The sequence below is a fragment of the Burkholderia sp. FERM BP-3421 genome, from assembly GCF_028657905.1.
Taxonomy (GTDB): Bacteria; Pseudomonadota; Gammaproteobacteria; order Burkholderiales; family Burkholderiaceae; genus Burkholderia.
The window spans coordinates 452,977-472,462 of record NZ_CP117782.1; the positions used below are offsets into that span (position 1 = coordinate 452,977).

Here is a 19,486-nt window from a genome sequence, read left to right on the forward strand (position 1 = left end):
CGGGCGACCCCGTCCGGCGCGGCATCAGGACGACGCGGCCGCGAGCTTCGGCCGGATCCGCGTGGCGTACACGAGCGCGAGCAGCACGAGCCAGGCGAAGCCGACGTAGAGCGCGACGCGGGTGTCCTCGACGTAGCCGATCATCGCGATCACGAACACCATGAACAGGATCGTGAGCGCCGGGCCGACCGGCCAGAACGGCACCTTGAACTTGAGCGCGGCGGTCTCGGCGCGCGACAGCCGCCGCCGCATCGCGACCTGCGACAGCAGGATCATCAGCCACACCCACACGGTCGCGAAGGTCGCGATCGCGGCCACCATCAGGAACACGTCCTTCGGCATCAGGTAGTTGAGCACGACGCCGATCAGCAGCGCGCCCGCCATCACGAGCACCGTGACCCACGGCACGCCGTGCCGCGAGGTCGCGGCCAGCGCGCGCGGCGCCTGGCCCTGGCGCGCCATGCCGTACATCATGCGGCCCGCGCCGAAGATGTCGCTGTTGATCGCCGAGATGGCCGCGCTGATCACGACCAGGTTCAGGATGCTCGCGGCCGACTGCACGCCGAGCGCCGAGAAGATCTGCACGAACGGGCTGCCGTTCGAGCCCACGCCGGTCCACGGGAAGATCGACATCAGCACGACCATGGTCAGCACGTAGAACAGCAGGATGCGCACCGGCACTGCGTTGATCGCGCGCGGCAGCACGCGTTCGGGATCCTTGGCCTCGCCCGCGCTCATGCCGATCACCTCGATCCCGCCGTACGCGAAGATCACCACCGACAGCGCCGCGATCAGGCCGCCCATGCCGTTCGGCAGGAAGCCGCCGTGGCTCCACAGGTTCGAGAGCGAGGGCGCGCTCCGGCCGCCGAGCGCCACGCCCGCGACCAGGATCGCGACGCCGCCGCCGATCATCGCGACGATCGCGCCGACCTTCACGATCGACAGCCAGAACTCCAGCTCGCCGAACACCTTCACGTGGCACAGGTTCAGCCCGCAGATCAGCGCGACCACCGCGAGCACCCAGATCCACTGCGGCACGTCCGGAAACCAGAAGCCCATGTAGATGCCGAACGCGGTGACGTCGGCGATCGCGACGATCACCATTTCGAGCGTATAGGTCCAGCCGGTCACGAAGCCCGCGAACGGGCCGAGGTTGTCGGTCGCGTACTGGCCGAACGACCCCGACACGGGCTCGCGCACCGCCATCTCGCCGAGCGCGCGCATCACCATGTAGACGGCCGCGCCGCCGAGGATGTACGCGAGGATCACCGCGGGGCCGGCCAGCTGGATCGCGGTCGCCGACCCGTAGAACAGCCCGGTGCCGATCGCCGAGCCGAGCGCGAGAAAGCGGATATGGCGCGCGCTCAGGTGGCGCTGCAAATTCTTCATGGTGTCTCCTGATGACGAGGATCGCGCGCCGCGCGCCATCGCGCGGCGGGTGCCTCGTTCGAGTTGTCTATACAACTTGATGCGGGAATGATCATATCAATCGGGGCGCGCCGACAATAGTCGGGAATGTCCCGACTGCAACCGGACGCGCGCAGGGCTAACAGGGATAAGGTGGGCGGCCTGGGCGGGGCGATCCGCACGCCACGGATGGCCGCCCCGCGGAGCCTTACTCGGGCAGGCGGATCACGCCGGCGTCCTTGCGGATCAGCAGCGACGACGCGAGCATTTGCTTGCACTGGTGCGCGAGCACCTTGAGGTCGTGGGTCAGGTCGGCGCTCGCCGCGTCCGACTGCTCGGCCGCGACCACCATCGCATCGAGGTCGCGGGTGACGCGCTTGCCGGCGTCCAGGTGGTCCGCGGCGGGGGGCGAACCGGCCTCCGCCTGTTCGAGATTATCCCGGATTGCGGCGAGACAGCGCTCGAGCGCGTCGAGATCGACCCGGGCGTCCTGCGTATACGCATGGCGCAGCAGCGGCGCGGCGGCCGTGATCTGCGCGCCGAGCACGTGGGTCTGCACGAGCAGGTCGTTCAGCTCGGGCACGAACTTCTGGTGCGCCTTCGGCTCGATCATCATGCGCTGGAACGCCTGGCCCAGGTTCGCGAACGCGATGTGCACGTTCTTGCGCGCGAGCCGGTACGGGTAGTCGCCTTCGAGCGGCGGCAGCGCCGCCTCGATCGCGACCGCCACCGCCGGCACGGCCGCCGCGCCGTCCGCCGTCGGCACGACGGGCGCGGGCATGCCGCGCCCGATGCGCGACGCGGCCTCGAAGTACTTGCGCAGCGTCGCGAGCATGTCGCCGACCAGCTTGCCCATCGCGCGGTATTCCCAGTACGGGAACAGCCGGCTCGCGGCGATCGCGATCATGCAGCCGACCACGGTGTCGATCGCGCGTTCGCCGATGATCCGCATGTTGCCCGGCGCGAGCAGGTGGAACATCAGCAGCACGTAGGCCGAGGTGAACACCACGCTCGCGCCGTAGTTGAACAGCAGCAGGCTGTAGCTCATCACCATCGAGCCGAACATGATGATGATCAGCAGGTGCGGCTCCTGGACCGTGTAGATCAGCGCGAGGCTGGCCGCGCAGCCGATCAGCGTACCGATGATCCGCTGCGCGTTGCGCTGCTTGGTCAGCGAATAGCCGGGCTTCAGGATGATGATGGTCGTCATCACGATCCAGTACGCATTGGTCAGCGGCAGCAGCCGGCCGACCCAGAACCCGACCGCGACCGCGATCGTCATGCGCAGCGCGTGGCGGAAGCTCGGCGAGCGCAGGTTCAGGTTCGAGAACAGCAGCAGCGGCGACATGCGCCGGCGCTGCAGGAAGCGGGTCAGCGTCTTGTCGATCTTCAGCTCGGTCTGCTGGCCGTCGGTGCGCTCGGACAGGCTGCGGCGCATCTTGTCGATCAGGCGCGTCGCGCTCCAGATCCGCCGGAACGTGGTGAGCACCGCCGCGTACGCTTCCGCGTTGCCGGCCGGGAAGTTCTTCTTGCGCATCAGCTCGATCTCGTACTCGATCGCGCGCAGTTCCGCCTTGACGCTGATGCGCGTGTGCGGCCGGCGGTTCTCCAGCACCGCGAGGCCGATTTCCTCGAGGTCGGAGGCCGCCTTGCGGATCAGGTCGCGGTAGAAGATCATCAGGTCCGAGCCGCCGAAGGTGTTGCGCACGAGCGGGTAGTCGGTGTGCGCGCCGACGAACAGCTCGTGCAGGTCGACGCTGTTGATGAACAGGTTGAACATCATCGTGCGGCTCGGGTCGAGCTTGCCCTGGCGCAGTTTCGGCAGGTTGCGCAGCACGATGTCGCGCGCGGTTTCCTGGGTCTCCACCGCGGTGATCTGCTTCGCGACCAGGTTGCGGTAGCACTCGTCGAGATCGGAATCGAGATCGTAGAAATCGGCGCGCGCGAGCAGGTAGGTCGCGCACGCGAACAGGCTCTCGGCCAGCGCCTGCTGCTCGATGCGGTGCGCCTGCCAGCGCGACACGAGGGTCGCCCAGTAGGTGTACCAGAGCCCGCCCACGAGGATCCACGAAGCATTGACGAGCGCCTGCAGCGGCGTGAAGCGTTCCTCCAGCGTCATCACCATCATGAACAGCGTGGCGAAGCTGATCTGCGGCCAGCGGTTGCCGTACACGACGATCAGCGACAGCACGAACGTGAGCGGCACGATCGTGAACCACAGCGCGAAGATGTTCGGCGTCGCGAGCCCGGTCGCGAGCGCAGAGAAGAAGCCGATCACGCTGCACGCGAGCATTTCGTTGTGCTTGTACTTCAGCGGGCCGGGCATGTCGACCACGCAGGCGCCGAGCGCGCCCGTCGCGATCGTGAAGCCGAGTTCGCGATTGTCAAATATGATCAGGAACAGCACCGCCGGCAGCGACACCCCGACCGCGATCCGCAGACCGCCGAAAAAATACTGGCTGTAGAAAAACTTCCGGAGTTCGACGGAATAGCGCATCGATGGGATGAATGGCAGACGAGGGGCGCGTGCGCGCGCCGATTGGCGAGGAGTCTATCGTATTTCCACGGCCGCGCCGGACGCAATCGGCGTCAACCCGGCGCGCGCCGGTTCTCGCCGTCCGATGCGTTTGCTATCCTTGGCGCTTCGACCGCGCGGGCCCACCCGCGCGAGACTTTCGCGCAGGTTTCATGCTCCACCTTTTCTATTCGAACCGTCACGAGACGCTCGCCGCCGCGCTGCTCGCCGATCTTGAGTCGGCGCCCGGCGGGCCGTGGGCCGCGCAGCAGGTGATCGTGCCGAGCGCGGCGCTGCGCCGGCGGCTCGAACTCGACATCGCCGGCCTGCACGGCGTCTGCGCGAACGTGCAGTTCACCTATCTCGCGCAATGGCTGTGGGCGCGGATCGGCGAGGTGCTGACCGTGCCGCCGCGTTCGCCGTATGCGCCCGACCGGCTCGTGTGGCGCTGCTACCGGCTGCTGTCGGACGAGGCCGACGCGCCGTGGCGCGCGTCGCCGCGACTGTCCGCCTACCTCGCGGCGGCCGATGCGCCGATGCGTCACGAGCTGGCGCAGCGCATCGCGATGGTGTTCGACCACTACCTCACGTACCGGCCGGAGTGGCTCGCGCTGTGGCGCGACGGCGCGTCGATCTTCGAACGCGAGGGCGCGCCGCGCCACGGCGCGGACGCCGCGCGCGACGACGAGGCGTGGCAGGGCGCGCTGTGGCGCGCGCTGCTCGCGGAGCTGAGCGACAGCGGCGTGCCGCCCGCGCACCGTTTCCTCGACGAGGTGAAGACGCGCGATCCGGCCGCGCGCGCGCCGTGCTGGCCGGCGTCGGTCAGCGTGTTCGCGCTGCCGACCATGCCGCCGCTGCACGTGGCGCTCCTGCGCGAGCTGTCGCGCTGGATCGACGTGCGGATCTACGCGCTCAATCCGTGCCGCGAATTCTGGTTCGACATCGTCACGGCCGCGCGCGCGGAATCGCTCGACGCGGCCGACCAGCTCGACTACCAGCAGGTCGGCCATCCGCTCCTCGCCGAGTGGGGCCGGCAGGCCCAGGCGCAGCTGCACATGCTGCACGAGCTGACCGAGAGCGCGGCGGCGGGCGATGCGTCGCTGTACGTCGACAATCCCGCGCCGACCTGGCTCGCGCGGGTCCAGAACGCGATGCTCGCGCTGCAGCCCGAGGCGGAACTCGGGCCGCCGCCCGCCGAGGCGGGCGTCGAGGTGCACGTGTGCCACAGCCTCGCGCGCCAGCTCGAAGTGCTGCACGACCGGCTGCTCGCGTGGTTCGACGCCGATCCCGGCCTCGCGCCCGCCGACGTGCTGGTCGCCGTCGCGGATCTCGCGGCGGCCGGGCCCTTGATCGACGCCGTGTTCGGCACCTCGGCGCCGCACGACGCGCGCCGCATTCCCTATCGCATCACGGGGCTGCCGCCGTCGCAGGCGAACCCGGTCGCGCGCGTGCTGCTCGACTGGCTCGCGCTGCCCGAGCGCAGCGTCGGCGCGCCGGAGCTGATCGAATGGCTGCGCGTCGACGCGGTCGCGGCCCGCTACGGCATCGACGCGGCCGCGCTCGAAACCGTGCAGACCTGGCTCGCGGCCGCCGGCGCGCGACGCGGGCTCGCGGCCGAGCCGGGCGAGGCGCCCGCCGTGCCCGCGCCGCGCCACACTTTCGCCGATGCGCTCACGCGCCTGTTTCTCGGCTATGCGATGCCCGACGGCGCGGCGCCCGTCGAGTCCTGGCTGCCCGTCGAGGGCGCGGAGGGCAGCGAGGCCGAGCTGCTCGGCCGGCTCGCGCGCTTCACCGACGATCTCGACGGCTTCGCGCGGCGGCTCGCCGACAGCCATGCGCCGCAGGGCTGGAGCGAGCTGTTCGCGGACACCCTCGCGCGTTTCTTCGATTCGGGGCCGGCCTATGCCGACGCGCTGTCGGGCGTGCGCGACGCGCTCGACGCGATGCTCGCGGCGATGGCGGAGGGCGCGCTCGACGCGCCGCTGCCGGCCGCGGTGGTGCGCGCCGGCTTCGCGTCCGCGCTCGACGATCCGGCGCGCGGCGGGGTGCCGTGGGGCGGCGTCACGTTCTCGTCGCTGACGAGCCTGCGCGGCCTGCCGTATCGTGTCGTGTGCCTGCTCGGCATGGACGACGGCGTGCTGCCGAGCCTCACGCGCGCGGACGAGTTCGACCTGATGGCGGTGTTCGCGAAGCTCGGCGACCGCCAGCGCCGCGACGACGAGCGCAACCTGTTCCTCGACCTCGTGCTCGCGGCGCGCGATCGATTGTTGATCGCCTATACGGGGCGCAGCATCCGCGACAACGCGCCGTTGCCGCCGGCCGCGCTCGTCGATGAACTGCTCGACCACCTCGCGGCGATCTCGGCGGGCGAGGGCGCGTCGCCGGCCGAGGTGGACGCCGCGCGCGCGGGCTTCATCGTCGAGCATCCGCTGCAGCCGTTCTCGGCCGACTATTTCAGCGGCGCGCGCGGCGGCGCGCGTGCGCTGTTCAGCTACGACAGCGAACGCGCGACGCTCGCCGCGCAGCTCGCGCTCGACGACGCCCGGCCGGTCGCGCCGTTCTTCCCCGCACCGCTGCCGGCCGAGCCGGCGACGCCCGTCGCGTTCGGCGATTTCGAGCGTTTCTGGCGCCACCCGGCGCGCGCGCTGCTGCGCGAGCGGCTCGGCATCGTGCTGGCCGACGCGCAGGCGGAGTTGCTCGACACCGAGCCGTTCGCGCTCGACTACGCGGGCAGCGACGCGCTCGCCGCGCGCGTGCTGCCGCTGCTCGTCGACACGGACGACGCGGTCGCGCACGACCATGCGCTGCGCGTGGCCGACGCGAGCCCGGAACTGCCGGGCGGCGCGACGGGCGCGGTATGGCGCGACCAGGCGCTCGATGCGCTCACGCAGCTCGCGGGCAAGGTGCGGCACGCGCTCGCCGACGGTGCGACGCGCCTGCCGTTCACGCTCGACGTGACGCCGCGCTGGCCGGACGGCGAGCCCGCGTGGTTCGGCGTGCACGATGCGGCGCTCGCGCGCGACGCGACGGCCGCGCCGTTGCGGCTGCACGGCACGCTGAACCGGCTGACCCCGGCCGGCCAGGTGATCTACCGCTACGCGCGGCCGGGCGCGCGCGACTACCTGTCGGCCTGGCTCGCGCATCTCGTGTATTGCGCGGTCGCGCCCGACGGCCCGCGCCGCACGCTGTGGTTCGGCAGCGGCGAGACATTCGAATTCGCGCCGGTCGCCGCGCCGGGCGGGCAGCTGGCGCCGCTTGCCGCGCTGTTCCGCGCGGGCCGCCGCATGCCGCTGCGCTTCTTCCCGCGCAGCGCCTGGGCGCTCGTCTCGGAAGGCGAGGCGAAGGCGGCGGGCGTGTGGATCAACGAGCGGGTCGCGAGCGAGGCCGACGATCCCGCGCTCGCGATCGCGTGGCGCGGCGCGAACCTGTCGCTCGACGCGCCGTTCGGCGTGCTCGCGCATGCGGTGTTCGATCCGCTCGTCGAGCATCTGCGGAGGCCGGCATGAGCGCGACGCCCCCCTTCGCGCGCGAGCTGGACGTCTTCGCGTGCGCGCTCGACGGCGTCAACCAGATCGAGGCGTCGGCCGGCACCGGCAAGACCTGGAACATCTGCGCGCTCTATGTGCGGCTGCTGCTCGAACAGGATTTCAGCGCGGACCAGATCCTCGTCGTCACCTTCACCAAGGCCGCGACGGCGGAGCTGCACGAGCGCATCCGCGGCCGGCTCGCGCAACTCGCGCACGCGCTCGAGACCGGCGACGACGATGGCGATCCGTTCATCGCGCAGCTGTTCGAGACGACGCTCTCGGCCGACGGGCTCGACGCGGAAACCGCCGCGAAGCGCGTGCGGCGCGCCTTGCGCGCGTTCGACCAGGCGGCGATCCACACGATCCACGCGTTCTGTCAGCGCGCGCTGCAGGAAGCGCCGTTCGCGGCGGCGATGCCGTTCGCGGTCGAGATGGAGGCCGACGACGCCGGCCTGCGCTTCGAGCTGGCGGCCGAGTTCTGGCGCACCCGCGTCGAACCGCTCGCGGCCGCGCATCCGGCGTTCGCGGCGTGGCTCGTCGAGCGCGGCGCGGGGCCGGAGGCGCTCAACGCGCAGCTCGCGCGGCGGCTCAAGAAGCCGCTCGCGCGGCTGCGCTGGGATGGGCTGGAACTGCCGGAGGCCGATCCCGAGGCGGCCGCGCATGCGTGCTTCGCGGCGGCCGCCGCGCTGTGGCGCGAGCAGCGCGACGCGATCGCCGGCTTGCTGGCCGCCGCGCAGGCATCGCTGAACCAGCGCTCGCACAAGCCGGACGCGGTGGCCGAGGCGCTCGACGCGTGGGCCGCGTGCGCCGCGCAGGCCACGCCGCCCGCGAGCTTGCCGCGCGCGACGCTGCGGCTCACCCAGGCGGCGCTCGCGAAGGCCACCAAGAAGGGCGGGGCCACGCCGCAGCATGCGTTCTTCGCGCAGCTCGACGCGCTCGACGCGGCGCTCGCCTCGGCCGAGGCCGCGCAGCGCGCGCGCTGGCTGAGCGTGCTCGCGCAGTGGCTCGACTACGCGCCGGCCGCGCTCGCCGAGCGCAAGCGCACGCGCCGCGTGGTGTCGTTCGACGATCTGCTCGCGAACCTGTACCGCGCGCTGCATGCGCACCCCTGGCTGGCCGAGACGCTGCGCGCGCGCTATCCGGCCGCGCTGATCGACGAATTCCAGGATACCGATCCCTTGCAGTTCGCGATCTTCGACCGGATCTTCGCGCCGGCCGGGCCGCTGTTCCTGGTCGGCGATCCGAAGCAGGCGATCTACAGCTTCCGGGCGGCGGACCTGCATACCTATCTCGCGGCGCGCGACCGCGCGACCGCGCGCTACACGCTCGCGGTCAACCAGCGCTCGACGCCGCCGATCGTCGACGCATGCAATCGCGTGTTCGGCGCGAATCCGCGCGCGTTCGTGCTCGACGGCCTCGACTACCAGCCGGTGCGCGCGGGCGCGCGGGTTCGCCCGCCGCTGTACGACGGTACGGATCCGTCGGGCGGCGATCCGTCGGGCGGCGCTCCGTCGGGCGGCGCGGGCGATTTCCGCGTGTGGTGGCTGCCGGATGGCGAGGCGGCGCTTGCCAAGCGCGACGCGCAGCGCCAGTCCGCGCAGGCCTGCGCGGCCGAGATCGCGCGCCTGATGCGCGGCGCGCGCGAGGGCGCGGTGCGGCTCGGCGACGTGCCGCTGTCGCCCGGCGACATCGCGGTGCTCGTGCAGACCCACAAGCAGGGCAGCCTCGTGAAGCGCGTGCTCGCGAACTGGGGGATCGGCGCCGTCGAACTCGCGCAGGCGTCGGTGTTCGCGACGGTCGACGCGGAACAGCTCGAACGCGTGCTGGCGGCGGTCGACGCGCCCGGCGACTTGCGCCGCCTGCGCGCCGCGCTCGCGGCCGACTGGTTCGGGCTCGACGCGGCCGCGCTGTGGCGGCTCGAACAGGGCGAGGCCGATGCGAGCGACGAGGCGGCGGCCGACGCCGGGACGGCCGCGGCATCGGCTGCCGCAGCATCGGCTGCCGACGCGATGGGCTGGGTCGAGCGCTTCTCGCGCTACCGCCTGTTGTGGCGCGAGCGCGGCTTCGCGGTGATGTGGCGCACCTTCTCGCGCGAGCTGAGGATTGCCGAGCGTCTGATGGCCGGGCCGGACGGCGAGCGCCGCGTGACCGACGTCAATCATCTCGCGGAGCTGACGCAGGCGCGCGCGGCCGCGCAGCCGGGCATCGCGCCGACGCTGCGCTGGCTGGCCGCGCAGCGTATCGACGGCGGCGGCGAGGAGGCCCAGTTGCGGCTCGAATCGGATCGCAACCTGGTGCAGATCGTCACCGTGCACAAGTCGAAGGGGCTCGAATATGCGCTGGTGTTCTGTCCGTTCCTGAACGACGGCGCGTTGCGCGAGCCGCCCGCGTCGGGCCTGCCCGATGCGCGCGAGTATCACGACGACGCGGGCGACGCGGTGCTGCACTACGGCTGCGACGACGCGGCCGCCGAGCATGCGGCGCGGCAGGCGCAGCGCGAGCAGGCGGCCGAGCGCGCGCGGCTCGTGTATGTCGCGCTGACGCGCGCCGTATACCGCTGCTACGTGGTCGCGGGCGCGTACCTGTCGTCGCGCTCGACGCGCGAGTCGCGCCGCAGCGTGCTGAACTGGCTGGTCGCGGGCGCGGGGCAGGCGTTCGACGACTGGCTGAAGGAGCCGCCCGAGGAGGCCGCGCTGGCGGAGCGCTGGGGCGCGCTCGCCAACGGTCCGATCACGCTCGCGCCCTTGCCCGGCGCGACGGCGCGCACCCCGCTCGCGGCGGGTCACGATGCGGCGCAACTGCAAGGCGCGCGTCGCGCGTCGCGCGTGCTGCGCGATGCGTGGCGGATCGCGAGCTTCAGTTCGCTGACGGCGTCGCTGGCGCGCGAGGAGGCGGGCGTCGCGCCGCCGCCCGACGACGCGCTGCGGCCCGATCACGACGCGCTCGCCGCGGCGCCGGCGGCCGACGGCGCACCCGACGCCGCCGGCCCGGCCGAACACGACATCCTGGCGTTCCCGCGCGGGGCGGCGGCGGGCGAATGCCTGCACCGCCTGTTCGAACTCAGCGATTTCTCCGCGCCGGACGGCTGGCCCGAGGCGGCGCGGCGCGCGCTGCACGAGCGGCCGGTCGAGGCGGAGCCGGCGCTGGCCGAGCGCCTGCCCGCGATGATGGACGCGCTCGTCGCCGATCTCGCCGCGACCGAGCTGGTGCCCGGCATGCGGCTCGCGGCGCTCGATCCCGCGCGCCGCCTGACCGAAATGGAATTCCTGTTTCCGGCGCCCGCGCTCGATTTCAATGCACTGCGCCGCCTGCTCGCGGCGCACGGCTATCCGGACGTCGCGTTCGACGCGGGCACGCTGGCCGGTTTCATCAAGGGATTCATCGACATGATCGTCGAGCACGATGGCCGCTTCTGGATCATCGACTGGAAGTCCAACCATCTCGGCACGACGCCCGACGCTTACGGGACGCGCGCGCTCGAGGTCGCGATGGCGCAGCACGCATACCATCTGCAGGCCCTGATCTACACGGTCGCGCTGCATCGCTACCTGGCGCGCAGGCTGCCCGACTACGACTACGACTCGCATATCGCCGGCTACCTGTACCTGTTCGTGCGCGGTGTGCGGCCCGGCTGGCGCAGCGGCGGCGCGCCGGCCGGCGTGCACGCGCGGCGGCCGGCGCGCGCGCTGGTCGAGGCGCTCGACGCGCTGATGCGCGGGGAGGCCGCGTGAATCCGGCGCCGGAACTGTATCCGTTCACGGGCGGGCTGGCTGCCCGGCTGCCCGAACCCGCCGATTTCGGGCTCGCGCTGGCCGAAGGCTTCGCGCGCCGCATCGGTCTGCTCGCGCGGCGCGGCGGCGCGTCCGCCGAGGCCGCGCGCTGGGCCGCGCGCGCCGCGTTCGCGGCGAGCCGGGCAACCGCGGCGGGGCACGTGTGCGTGGCGCTCGGCGCGCTCGCGCAGCGCTACGACGCGCAGCCCGACGAGGTCCGGCAGGCGCTCGCGGCCAGCGGCGTGACCACCTTCGGGCACGGCGCGCGCGGCGCGGAACGGCCGCTCGTCGTCGATCGCGACGACCGGCTCTATCTCGCGCGCTATTTCGACTACGAGTGGCGGCTCGCGCGCGCGCTCGTCGCGCAGGCGCACGCGGGCGAGGCGGGGGACGTCGCGGCCGACGGCTTGCGTGAACGGCTCGGGCGTTATTTCGGGCCGCCGCGCGACGACGGCATCGACTGGCAGCGCGTCGCCGCGATCGTCGCGCTCACGGGCCGCGTGACGATCGTGAGCGGCGGCCCGGGCACCGGCAAGACGACCACGGTGGTCGGTGTGATCGCCTGCCTGCTCGACCTCCACCCGGACCTGCGGATCGCGCTTGCGGCGCCGACCGGCAAGGCCGCGCAACGCATGCAGGAAGCGCTGCATGCGCGCGCGGGCGACTTGCCGGCCGAGCTGGCCGCGCGGCTGCCGCAGACTTCCTATACGCTGCACCGCCTGCTCGGCGGCGGGCCCGGCGGGCGCTTTCGGCACGATCGCGACAATCCGCTGCCCTACGACCTGGTGGTGGTCGACGAGGCGTCGATGATCGACGTCGCGCTTGCCGCGCATCTGCTCGATGCGCTCGCGCCGGGGGCGCGGCTCGTGATGCTGGGCGACAAGGATCAGCTCGCGGCGGTCGAGGCCGGCGCGGTGTTCGCGGAACTCAGCGCGCGGCCCGCGTACAGCGCGGCCGGGCGGGCGCGCATCGCGGGGGCGCTCGGCGTCGAGGTCGCGGCGTTCGAGGCGGCGCTGCCGGCGGCGGCGCGTGTGGAGACGGCGGCCGCCGCGCCGGCGCCCGACGCGGCGACGCCGCCTTCCATGACGTCTGCTTCTCCCACGACATCCGCGATGCTCGCGACATCTGCTGCGCCCGCGACGTCCGCGACGCCTGCCGCGTCCACGTCGTCGCGCAACGGTCGGCGGCGCGCGAAGCGCGTCGATGAGGCCCAGGCTTCGTTGTTCGATTTCGATGACGATGCGGGCGCGTCCGCGCCCGCATCCGTTCCAGCGCCAGCGCTTGTTTCGACACCGATCGAAAACCCGCCGCCGCCCACCCCGGACGAATCCCCCGATGCGTGGATCGACGCGGGCGAACTGGCGTGGCTCGACGACATGCGGCTCGATGCCGACGACGCGGCGCTGGCCGTCGCGCTCGCCTCCCATCCGGCGGGCGACGTGGCCGCGCGCGCGTCGGTGCCCGCGGAGGCGCGCATGCAGGCAACTGTCGCAGCGTCGCCCGTCGATTCCGCCGCCGCGCCCCTGACCGATTGCGTCGTCTGGCTCGAACGCAACTACCGCTTCGGGCTCGATTCGCCGATCGGCCGGCTGTCGCTCGCGATTCGCGCGGGTGCGGCGAGCGAGGCGCTCGATGCGCTGTCGACGGCTCCGGACGCCGCCGCCCGTTTCCACGACGATGCCGGCGACACCCTGTCGACCGCGATGATCGAGCGGCTCGCGCACGGGTTCGCCGCCTACGTCGAGGCGTTGCGCGCCGCGTTCGCCGATCCCGCACCCGGCCCCTTGCCGTTGTTCGATGCGCTGAACCGGTTCCGCATCCTGTGCGCGACCCGCGCGGGCGCGCGCGGCGCGGACCAGGTCAACGCGCTCGTCGCCGCGCAGGTGCGCCGCGCGGTGCGGGTGTCGCTCGGCGTCGGCGCGCAGTGGTTCGCGGGGCGGCCCGTGATGGTGACGCGCAACGATTACGCGCTCGGCTTGTTCAACGGCGACATCGGCATCGCGCTGCCCGATGCGCAGGGCGCGCTGCGCGTGTGGTTCAAGGGCGCCAACGGCCTCGCGCGCGCGGTGTCGCCCGCCGCGCTGCCGCCGCACGACAGCGCGTTCGCGTTGACCGTGCACAAGTCGCAGGGCTCCGAATTCGACGAGGCCGCGCTGATCCTGCCGGCCTCGTTCAGCCGCGTGCTGTCGCGCGAGTTGATCTATACCGCGATCACGCGCGCGCGCGCGCGGGTCGAGGTGATCGGCCCGCGCGCGGTGCTCGCGCAGGCGATCGCGACGCGCACGCAGCGCGATTCCGGGCTGGCCGCGCGGATCGACGAGGCGCTTTGCGCCGCGCGGGAGGACGCATGATCCGCTACACGCTGCGACCCGAGGAAGTGGAGCTGTCGGCGGTGCGCGCGCAGGGCGCGGGCGGACAGAACGTCAACAAGGTGTCGAGCGCGATCCATCTGCGCTTCGACATCCGCGCATCGTCGTTGCCGGAGATCGTGAAGGCGCGCCTGCTCGCGCTGTCCGACCAGCGCATCACGCGCGAGGGCGTGGTGGTGCTGAAGTCGCAGGAGCACCGCACCCAGGAGCGCAACCGCGAGGCGGCGCTCGCGCGCCTCGACGCGCTGATCGGCAGCGTCTGCGTGACGCCGCGCGCGCGGGTCGCGACGCGGCCGACGCGCGCCGCCAAGGAGCGTCGTCTCGACGCGAAGAGCCGGCGCGGGAACGTGAAGGCCGGGCGCGGCAGGATCGTCGAGTAAGGCGGCGCGTCGAGCCGGGCGGCCGCTTCGCGTGCGGGCCCGAACCCGGGATCGGCGGGCCGCGCCGGATCGGCGGCGCGCGCCGCCTCAACGCATGATCGTGCTCGCGCCGTCGAGCGCGAAATCCGCGCAGAACACGATGGTTTCGCCCTCGACCTCGATCGCGATGGCCGCCGTGTAGCAGTCGCGCCCGTCGGTCAGCGAGAAGTGCGGCCCCATCAGCGCGACCCGGCCCGGCGCGGCGAGCGCGCGCTGGAAGTACGGCCGGCGCGACCAATTGCTGTGGGTTTCCGGAAACAGCGGCGCGAGCCGGCCGTGGGCGGCGGCGGCGGCGATCGCGGGCGACGTCACGGACGGCGCGTGCTGCTCGCCGCTCGCATCCGCGATGAACACGCGGCGCGCGCTCGGCTCGGCCAGCACCTGCTGCGCGGCGGCGTGCAGGTCGCGGTCGCGCGCGTAGTGGGCGGCCGCCGCCCGCACCAGCCGTTCGAGCACGTCGAAGCACGGCTGCGCGCAGTGCGCGCGCGCCTGGCGTCGCGCGGCGAACTGCCGCCACGCGTCGTCGAGCAGGGCGGGCGCGCCCGCGCAGCCGCGCGCGATCGATGCGTCGGGCTGCCCGAAGTGGAAGCCCTGCACGAAGTCGACGTCGGCCTCCATCAGGATCTGCAGCGCCTCGTCGCTTTCGACGCCCTCCGCGAGCACCATCGTGCCCGACTGGTGCAGCATCGTGACCAGGTGGTGAATGATCCGGTGCGCGTCGTCGGCCCTCAGCGTGCGCTCGACCAGCGAGCGGTCGAGCTTCACGATGTCGGGCTTCATCTGCCAGATGCGGTCGAAGTTCGAGAATCCCGTGCCGAAGTCGTCGATCGCGACGAGGAAGTCGCGATGCTGGATCAGGTCGATCGTGCGGCCCAGCGCCTCCTCGTCGCGCGACGGCTGTTCGACCACTTCGAGCACGATGCGCGTGGGCGGCAGCTGGAAATGCGCGCACAGCGCCTCGATGAATTCGCGCTGCGCGCTGCCGGAATCGAGCACGAGCGGCAGGATGTTGAGGAACAGCCAGCCGACCGGGATCCCCTGCGCGGCGAAATTGGCGGTGTGCATGCAGCGCGTGAGCCGGTCGAGCACGACCGCCTCGCCGCGCGCGTGGGCGCGCGCGAAGAGCGCGCCGGGCGAGACCGGCCGGTCGGTGGCGTCGGTCGCGCGCACGAGCGCCTCGTAGCCGACCACGCGCCGATGGGTGATCGACAGCACCGGCTGGAACACGCTCGACAGCGTCGCGCCGTGATAGTCCGCGCACCAGCCGTCCGGGCCGCGCACCAGGAGCGGCAGCAGGCTGTCGAGCGGGAGAGGGCGGGCCGGCACGATGTCAGTGCGGCGCAAGGCGGCGGCGTGGCGGACGCGCGACGTCGGGAGAAACGAAGCGGGTCACGCTTGCCTCCGGCGGGTGGATTGCAGTCGAGTGTAGCGAAAGTCGACACGCTGCGCGTATCAGGGTAACTCCAGACTCAAGTCCGATGAATCGGGGTCGATGCGGGGGCGGGCGGATTTGCGCGGGCGCGAACGATGCGCGGATCGCGCGCATCGTTCGCCGGGGACCGGGTCAAATGAACGAAGGCAGGGTGGCGCTCAGGTCGAACGGCGCGCGCCGAGGCCCGGCACGCGCTTGATCACGCCGGTGGCGAGCGCGGTGCCGAGCAGCACGATCGCGCAGCCTTCGAGCATGCCGGGCGACACGCGTTCGTCGAGGAACAGCGCGCCCCACAGGATCCCGAAGATCGGGATCACGAAGGTGACGGTGATCGCGCGCGCCGGCCCGATATGCGTGATCAGGTAGAAGAAGATGAAATACGCGACGCCCGTGCAGGCGACGCCGAGGCAGGCGACCGCGCCCCACGCGCCGGCCGACACGGGGCCGGCGGGCCAGGTGGCGAGCGCGAACGGCGCGAGCAGCAGCGTGGCGCCGATCATGCTGCCGGTGGCGTTGATCAGCGGGTCGACGCCCGTCAGCTTGCGCTTCGTGTAGTTCGCGGCGATCCCGTACAGCAGCGTGGCGCCGAGCGCGGCGCCCGACGCGAGCAGGGTCGGGCCCGGCGCGGCGGCGTGCGCGCCGTGGGGCGCGAACACCTGGTCCCACACCAGCGCGAGCACGCCCGCGAAACCGATCGCGAGGCCGAGCGCGCGGGCGGCGGAGAGCTTGTCCTTGAGCCACAGGTAGGCGACGAGCGCGCCCCACAGCGGGGTGGTCGCGTTGATCACCGAGGTCACGCCCGCCGACAGCGTCAGTTCGGCGAACGCGAACAGGCAGAACGGCAGGGCGGAATTCAGCGCGCCGACCACGAACAAGGGGCCGGCGCGCTCGCGCAGCTGCGCGTAGAGCGCGCGCGGCGGATAGCGCGTGAGCGCGAGGCCGACGAGGAACAGCGCGCCGATCGCGACGCGCAGCAGCATTAGCGGCGCGACGCCGAAATCGGTCACGCCGATGCGGATGAACAGGAAGGACGCGCCCCACAGCGCGGCGAGCACGATCAACAGCGAGATGTTCTTGGCATTCATCGGAGGTATGGCGAGCGGTGGAGAGAAGAGGCGAGTGCATCTTACCTCCGCGCCTGCGCGCAACGTTTCACGCTGCGATGAAATGGCAAGAAAAGACGATGAGACCGCAACAATCGGAGTACGCGCCGGGCGTGCTCCGATTGACGGTCAGTGATGCCAGTAGCCGCGCCGGTAGCCGCCGCGATAGCCGAAGTTCAGCGACACCGACGGTCCCCACCAGCCCCACGCGGGCGCGTAGGCCGGGGCCGGGTAGTAGGTCGGATAGGCGGGATAGGCCGGATAGGCGGGGTACGCGTACGGGGTCTGCTCGGTTTGCACGGGCGCGGCCGCGTAGTAGCCCGTCGGGTAGTAGCCGTACGGGTAGTAGCAGCCGGCGAGCGCGAGGCTCGCGAGTGCGACCGTGGCGAAAGTCCTGATCATGATGATTCCCCGATGCGAGGGGCGCGGTGAGGCGTCGATGCGTTGGAGCTTAGCCGGGGGGCATATGAAAGGCTGTGTGAAACGGTAACGGATCATTTCGCCGGCGTGCGCCGGGCGAAGCGCGAACCGGGCGCGCGGCGGCGCGCCCGCCGCGTTTACTTGCCGACCTGGTTGCCGATCAGGCCGCCGGCGGCTGCGCCGCCGAGGGTCGACAGGGCGCTGCCGCCGAGCGCCGCGCCGGCGACGCCGCCGACGCCCGCGCCGATCGCGGTGTCGCGCTGACGGGTGGTCATGTTGTCGCAGGCCGACAGGCTCGCCATCGCGGCGACGATGAGCGCACAGGCTCCGATGCGTCGAATCGAGTTCATGATGCCGTCCTCATAGGATGGGAAGCAGGCGCGGCGACGCCGCGCCCATGCAGACCAATCTACGCGGCGCATCGAGAGGCTGCTGTAAGGACTTGTGAGCGTCTGTGGGTTTCGTAATCAAATGTTTCGTTTCGATCGGGCGTCGCGCATCCGACCCCGTGCGGCGCGGCGTCAGGCGTTGCACGCGAGCGGGTCGCGCGTGCGGCGCTGATTCCACAGCGCGGCGAGCAGCGCGACGCCGCCCGCGCCGAGCGCGACGCCGAAGCCCGCGCGCGTGCCGAAGCGGTCGACCACCTGGCCGGCGAGCGCCGCGCCGAGCGCGACGCCGGTGTTGAGTCCGGCCAGCAGCCAGGTGATGCCTTCGGTCAGGCGCGCGGCCGGGACCGCGCGTTCGATCAGCGACATCGCGACGATCACGGTCGGCGCGAAGAACAGGCCGGCGGCGAACACCATCGCCGCGAGGCTCGCGACGCCGGTCGCGAACGGCAGCGGCAGCGTCGCGGCCGCGGTGGCGAGCGCGCCGAGGCCGAGCAGGCGGGGCAGCGGCGTGGCGAGCCCGAGCGCGCCGAAGGCGAGGCCCGCCAGGCACGAGCCGGTCGCGTAGACCGACAGCACGAGGCTCGCCGAGGCCGGGCTGCCGGCCTGCCGCGCGAACGCGACGCTGGCGATGTCCACCGTGCCGGCAATGACGCCCATCGCGGTCATCAGCATGAGCAGCAGGCGCACGTCGCCGAGCCGCAGCAGGGAGCCGGCCGCGTGCGCGGCCGCATCGCGCGCGCCGGGCACGGGCTCGCTGCCGCGCTGCGCGGCCAGGGCCGCGACGCCGCCGACGAGCAGCGCGGCCGCCGCGAGCGGGCCGGCGGGCGCGGCGAGCGCGACGCACAGGCCCACCGACAGCGGCGGCGCGGCGATGTAGGTGATTTCATCGACGACGGTCTCGAACGAATACGCGCTGGCCAGCAACGCGGGGCGCTCGCGCAGCGCGGCGCTCCAGCGCGCGCGCACCATCGCGCCCATGCTCGGCATCGCGCCCGCGAGCGCCGCGCATGGGAACAGGGTCCACGCCGGCGCGCGCCAGGCGGCGCAGGCGACCAGCGCGACGAGGCCGCTCGCGCCGATGCCGGCCGCGAACGGCAGGACCCGGCGCTGACCGAAGCGGTCGACCTGCCGCGACGTGAACGGCGACAGCGCCGCATAGGCCAGCATGAAGGCGGCCGCCACCGCGCCCGCGAGACCGTAGCCGCGCCCCAGTTGCACGAGCATCGTGATGATCCCGATGCCGATCATCGGCAGCGCGAGGCGGGCGATCAGGCCGGCCGCGCAGAAGCCCCGCGCGCCGGGCGTCGCGAACAGTTCACGGTAGGGATTGGGCATCGTCGCGGGTTCCTCGTGGTCGGGCGGATTGTGCCCGCTGCGGGGCGCGTGGAATAATACGTACAGTGCGTATGAATAATGATCGTATATACCTACGCGCTGAATGTAAACAATCGCAGGCGCCGACGGACAGGAAGGAGAGCAGGCATGGTGCGACGAACCCGCGTCGAGATGGAGGCGACCCGCGCGACGCTGCTCGCGACGGCGCGTCGCGTGTTCGGCGAAGCGGGCTACGCCGAGGCGTCCATGGACGACCTGACGGCGCGCGCGGGCCTGACGCGCGGCGCGCTCTACCATCATTTCGGCGACAAGGCCGGGTTGCTCGCGGCGGTGGTCGAGCAGATCGACGCGGAATCGGATGCGCGGCTCGCGGCCGTCGAGGCGGCCGCGCAGGACGGCTGGCGCGGTTTCCGGGCGCGCTGCCATGCGTATCTGGAGATGGCGCTGGAGCCCGAGATCCAGCGCATCGTGCTGCGCGACGCGCGCGCGGCGCTCGGCGGCCCGACGCGGGATGCGCAGCGGCAATGCGTGGCGTCGCTGGAGCGCCGGGTGGCGGCGCTGATCGACGCGGGCTGCCTGGCGGGCGCGCCCGCGCCGGCCCTGGCGCGGCTCGTCCACGGCAGCCTGACCGAAGCGGCGCACTGGATCGCGGAAGGCGAGGGCGAGGCGGGCGCCGAGCGGCTCGCGGCCGCGCGCGTCGCGCTCGATCACCTGCTGGCGGGCCTGCGCGCGCGCCGCACTGACGCGACGACGTAAAAAAGCCCGCGCGAGGCGGGCTCTTGACCAGGCCGGAAAGCCGG

12 protein-coding genes are annotated in these 19,486 nt (G+C 72.4%); 5 read left to right on the plus strand and 7 right to left on the minus strand.

The genetic code is table 11. The features are described 5' to 3' along the window. Positions 1 to 24: 24 nt before the first annotated feature. Together Bsp3421_RS18280 and Bsp3421_RS18285 are read right to left on the minus strand one after the other, a co-directional pair. On the minus strand, positions 25 to 1,389 hold the full coding sequence (locus tag Bsp3421_RS18280) for an amino acid permease (RefSeq protein WP_274002208.1): 1,365 nt from the start codon (positions 1,387 to 1,389) through the stop codon (positions 25 to 27). 226 nt (positions 1,390 to 1,615) lie between these two features. Then, positions 1,616 to 3,904, minus strand: a complete 2,289-nt coding sequence (locus Bsp3421_RS18285; protein ID WP_274002210.1) for an FUSC family protein — start codon at positions 3,902 to 3,904, stop codon at positions 1,616 to 1,618. A 191-nt stretch (positions 3,905 to 4,095) separates the two neighbouring features. Between Bsp3421_RS18285 and recC the strand changes: the two genes are divergently transcribed. From recC to arfB, 4 genes are read left to right on the plus strand one after another with little or no spacing between them, the layout of a single operon-like run. Beyond that, a complete protein-coding gene (recC, locus tag Bsp3421_RS18290; protein ID WP_274002211.1) occupies positions 4,096 to 7,428 on the plus strand; it encodes an exodeoxyribonuclease V subunit gamma in 3,333 nt (1,110 codons plus the stop codon). Then, the gene (recB, locus tag Bsp3421_RS18295; protein ID WP_274002214.1) at positions 7,425 to 11,180 is read left to right on the plus strand and encodes an exodeoxyribonuclease V subunit beta; all 3,756 of its coding nucleotides are present in this window, start codon (positions 7,425 to 7,427) and stop codon (positions 11,178 to 11,180) included. The genes recC and recB overlap by 4 nt, the downstream gene beginning before the upstream one ends. After that, positions 11,177 to 13,570, plus strand: a complete 2,394-nt coding sequence (locus Bsp3421_RS18300) for an AAA family ATPase (protein ID WP_274002217.1) — start codon at positions 11,177 to 11,179, stop codon at positions 13,568 to 13,570. Before recB ends, Bsp3421_RS18300 begins: the two co-directional genes overlap by 4 nt. Then, positions 13,567 to 13,968: an alternative ribosome rescue aminoacyl-tRNA hydrolase ArfB gene (gene arfB / locus Bsp3421_RS18305; RefSeq protein WP_274002220.1), complete on the plus strand. Its 402-nt coding sequence runs from the start codon at positions 13,567 to 13,569 to the stop codon at positions 13,966 to 13,968. The genes Bsp3421_RS18300 and arfB overlap by 4 nt, the downstream gene beginning before the upstream one ends. Before the next feature lie 87 nt (positions 13,969 to 14,055). Here the strand turns inward: arfB and Bsp3421_RS18310 are convergent, their stop codons facing one another. From Bsp3421_RS18310 to Bsp3421_RS18330, 5 genes are all read right to left on the minus strand, one after another. Further along, positions 14,056 to 15,336, minus strand: a complete 1,281-nt coding sequence (locus Bsp3421_RS18310) for a sensor domain-containing phosphodiesterase (RefSeq protein WP_274004265.1) — start codon at positions 15,334 to 15,336, stop codon at positions 14,056 to 14,058. Between the two features lie 261 nt (positions 15,337 to 15,597). Beyond that, on the minus strand, positions 15,598 to 16,524 hold the full coding sequence (locus tag Bsp3421_RS18315; RefSeq protein ID WP_274002222.1) for a DMT family transporter: 927 nt from the start codon (positions 16,522 to 16,524) through the stop codon (positions 15,598 to 15,600). A gap of 147 nt (positions 16,525 to 16,671) precedes the next feature. Continuing rightward, on the minus strand, positions 16,672 to 16,944 hold the full coding sequence (locus tag Bsp3421_RS18320; RefSeq protein WP_274002224.1) for a hypothetical protein: 273 nt from the start codon (positions 16,942 to 16,944) through the stop codon (positions 16,672 to 16,674). A gap of 155 nt (positions 16,945 to 17,099) precedes the next feature. Beyond that, on the minus strand, positions 17,100 to 17,312 hold the full coding sequence (locus tag Bsp3421_RS18325; RefSeq protein ID WP_274002227.1) for a glycine zipper 2TM domain-containing protein: 213 nt from the start codon (positions 17,310 to 17,312) through the stop codon (positions 17,100 to 17,102). Positions 17,313 to 17,483: 171 nt separating this feature from the next. Continuing rightward, entirely contained in the window at positions 17,484 to 18,686 is a 1,203-nt protein-coding gene (locus tag Bsp3421_RS18330; protein WP_274002230.1) for an MFS transporter, read from the minus strand. Between the two features lie 147 nt (positions 18,687 to 18,833). Between Bsp3421_RS18330 and Bsp3421_RS18335 the strand changes: the two genes are divergently transcribed. Next, entirely contained in the window at positions 18,834 to 19,442 is a 609-nt protein-coding gene (locus Bsp3421_RS18335; RefSeq protein WP_274002232.1) for a TetR/AcrR family transcriptional regulator, read from the plus strand. Positions 19,443 to 19,486: the final 44 nt, after the last annotated feature.

Bases quoted from the DNA above. Each gene is read 5' to 3' on its own strand.
- Bsp3421_RS18325 (WP_274002227.1), bottom strand. From the start codon at position 17,312: ATGAACTCGATTCGACGCATCGGAGCCTGTGCGCTCATCGTCGCCGCG.
- Bsp3421_RS18335 (WP_274002232.1), top strand. From the start codon at position 18,834: ATGGTGCGACGAACCCGCGTCGAGATGGAGGCGACCCGCGCGACGCTG.
- Bsp3421_RS18320 (WP_274002224.1), bottom strand. From the start codon at position 16,944: ATGATCAGGACTTTCGCCACGGTCGCACTCGCGAGCCTCGCGCTCGCC.
- Bsp3421_RS18315 (WP_274002222.1), bottom strand. From the start codon at position 16,524: ATGAATGCCAAGAACATCTCGCTGTTGATCGTGCTCGCCGCGCTGTGG.
- arfB (WP_274002220.1), top strand. From the start codon at position 13,567: ATGATCCGCTACACGCTGCGACCCGAGGAAGTGGAGCTGTCGGCGGTG.
- recB (WP_274002214.1), top strand. From the start codon at position 7,425: ATGAGCGCGACGCCCCCCTTCGCGCGCGAGCTGGACGTCTTCGCGTGC.
- Bsp3421_RS18280 (WP_274002208.1), bottom strand. From the start codon at position 1,389: ATGAAGAATTTGCAGCGCCACCTGAGCGCGCGCCATATCCGCTTTCTC.
- Bsp3421_RS18285 (WP_274002210.1), bottom strand. From the start codon at position 3,904: ATGCGCTATTCCGTCGAACTCCGGAAGTTTTTCTACAGCCAGTATTTT.
- recC (WP_274002211.1), top strand. From the start codon at position 4,096: ATGCTCCACCTTTTCTATTCGAACCGTCACGAGACGCTCGCCGCCGCG.
- Bsp3421_RS18330 (WP_274002230.1), bottom strand. From the start codon at position 18,686: ATGCCCAATCCCTACCGTGAACTGTTCGCGACGCCCGGCGCGCGGGGC.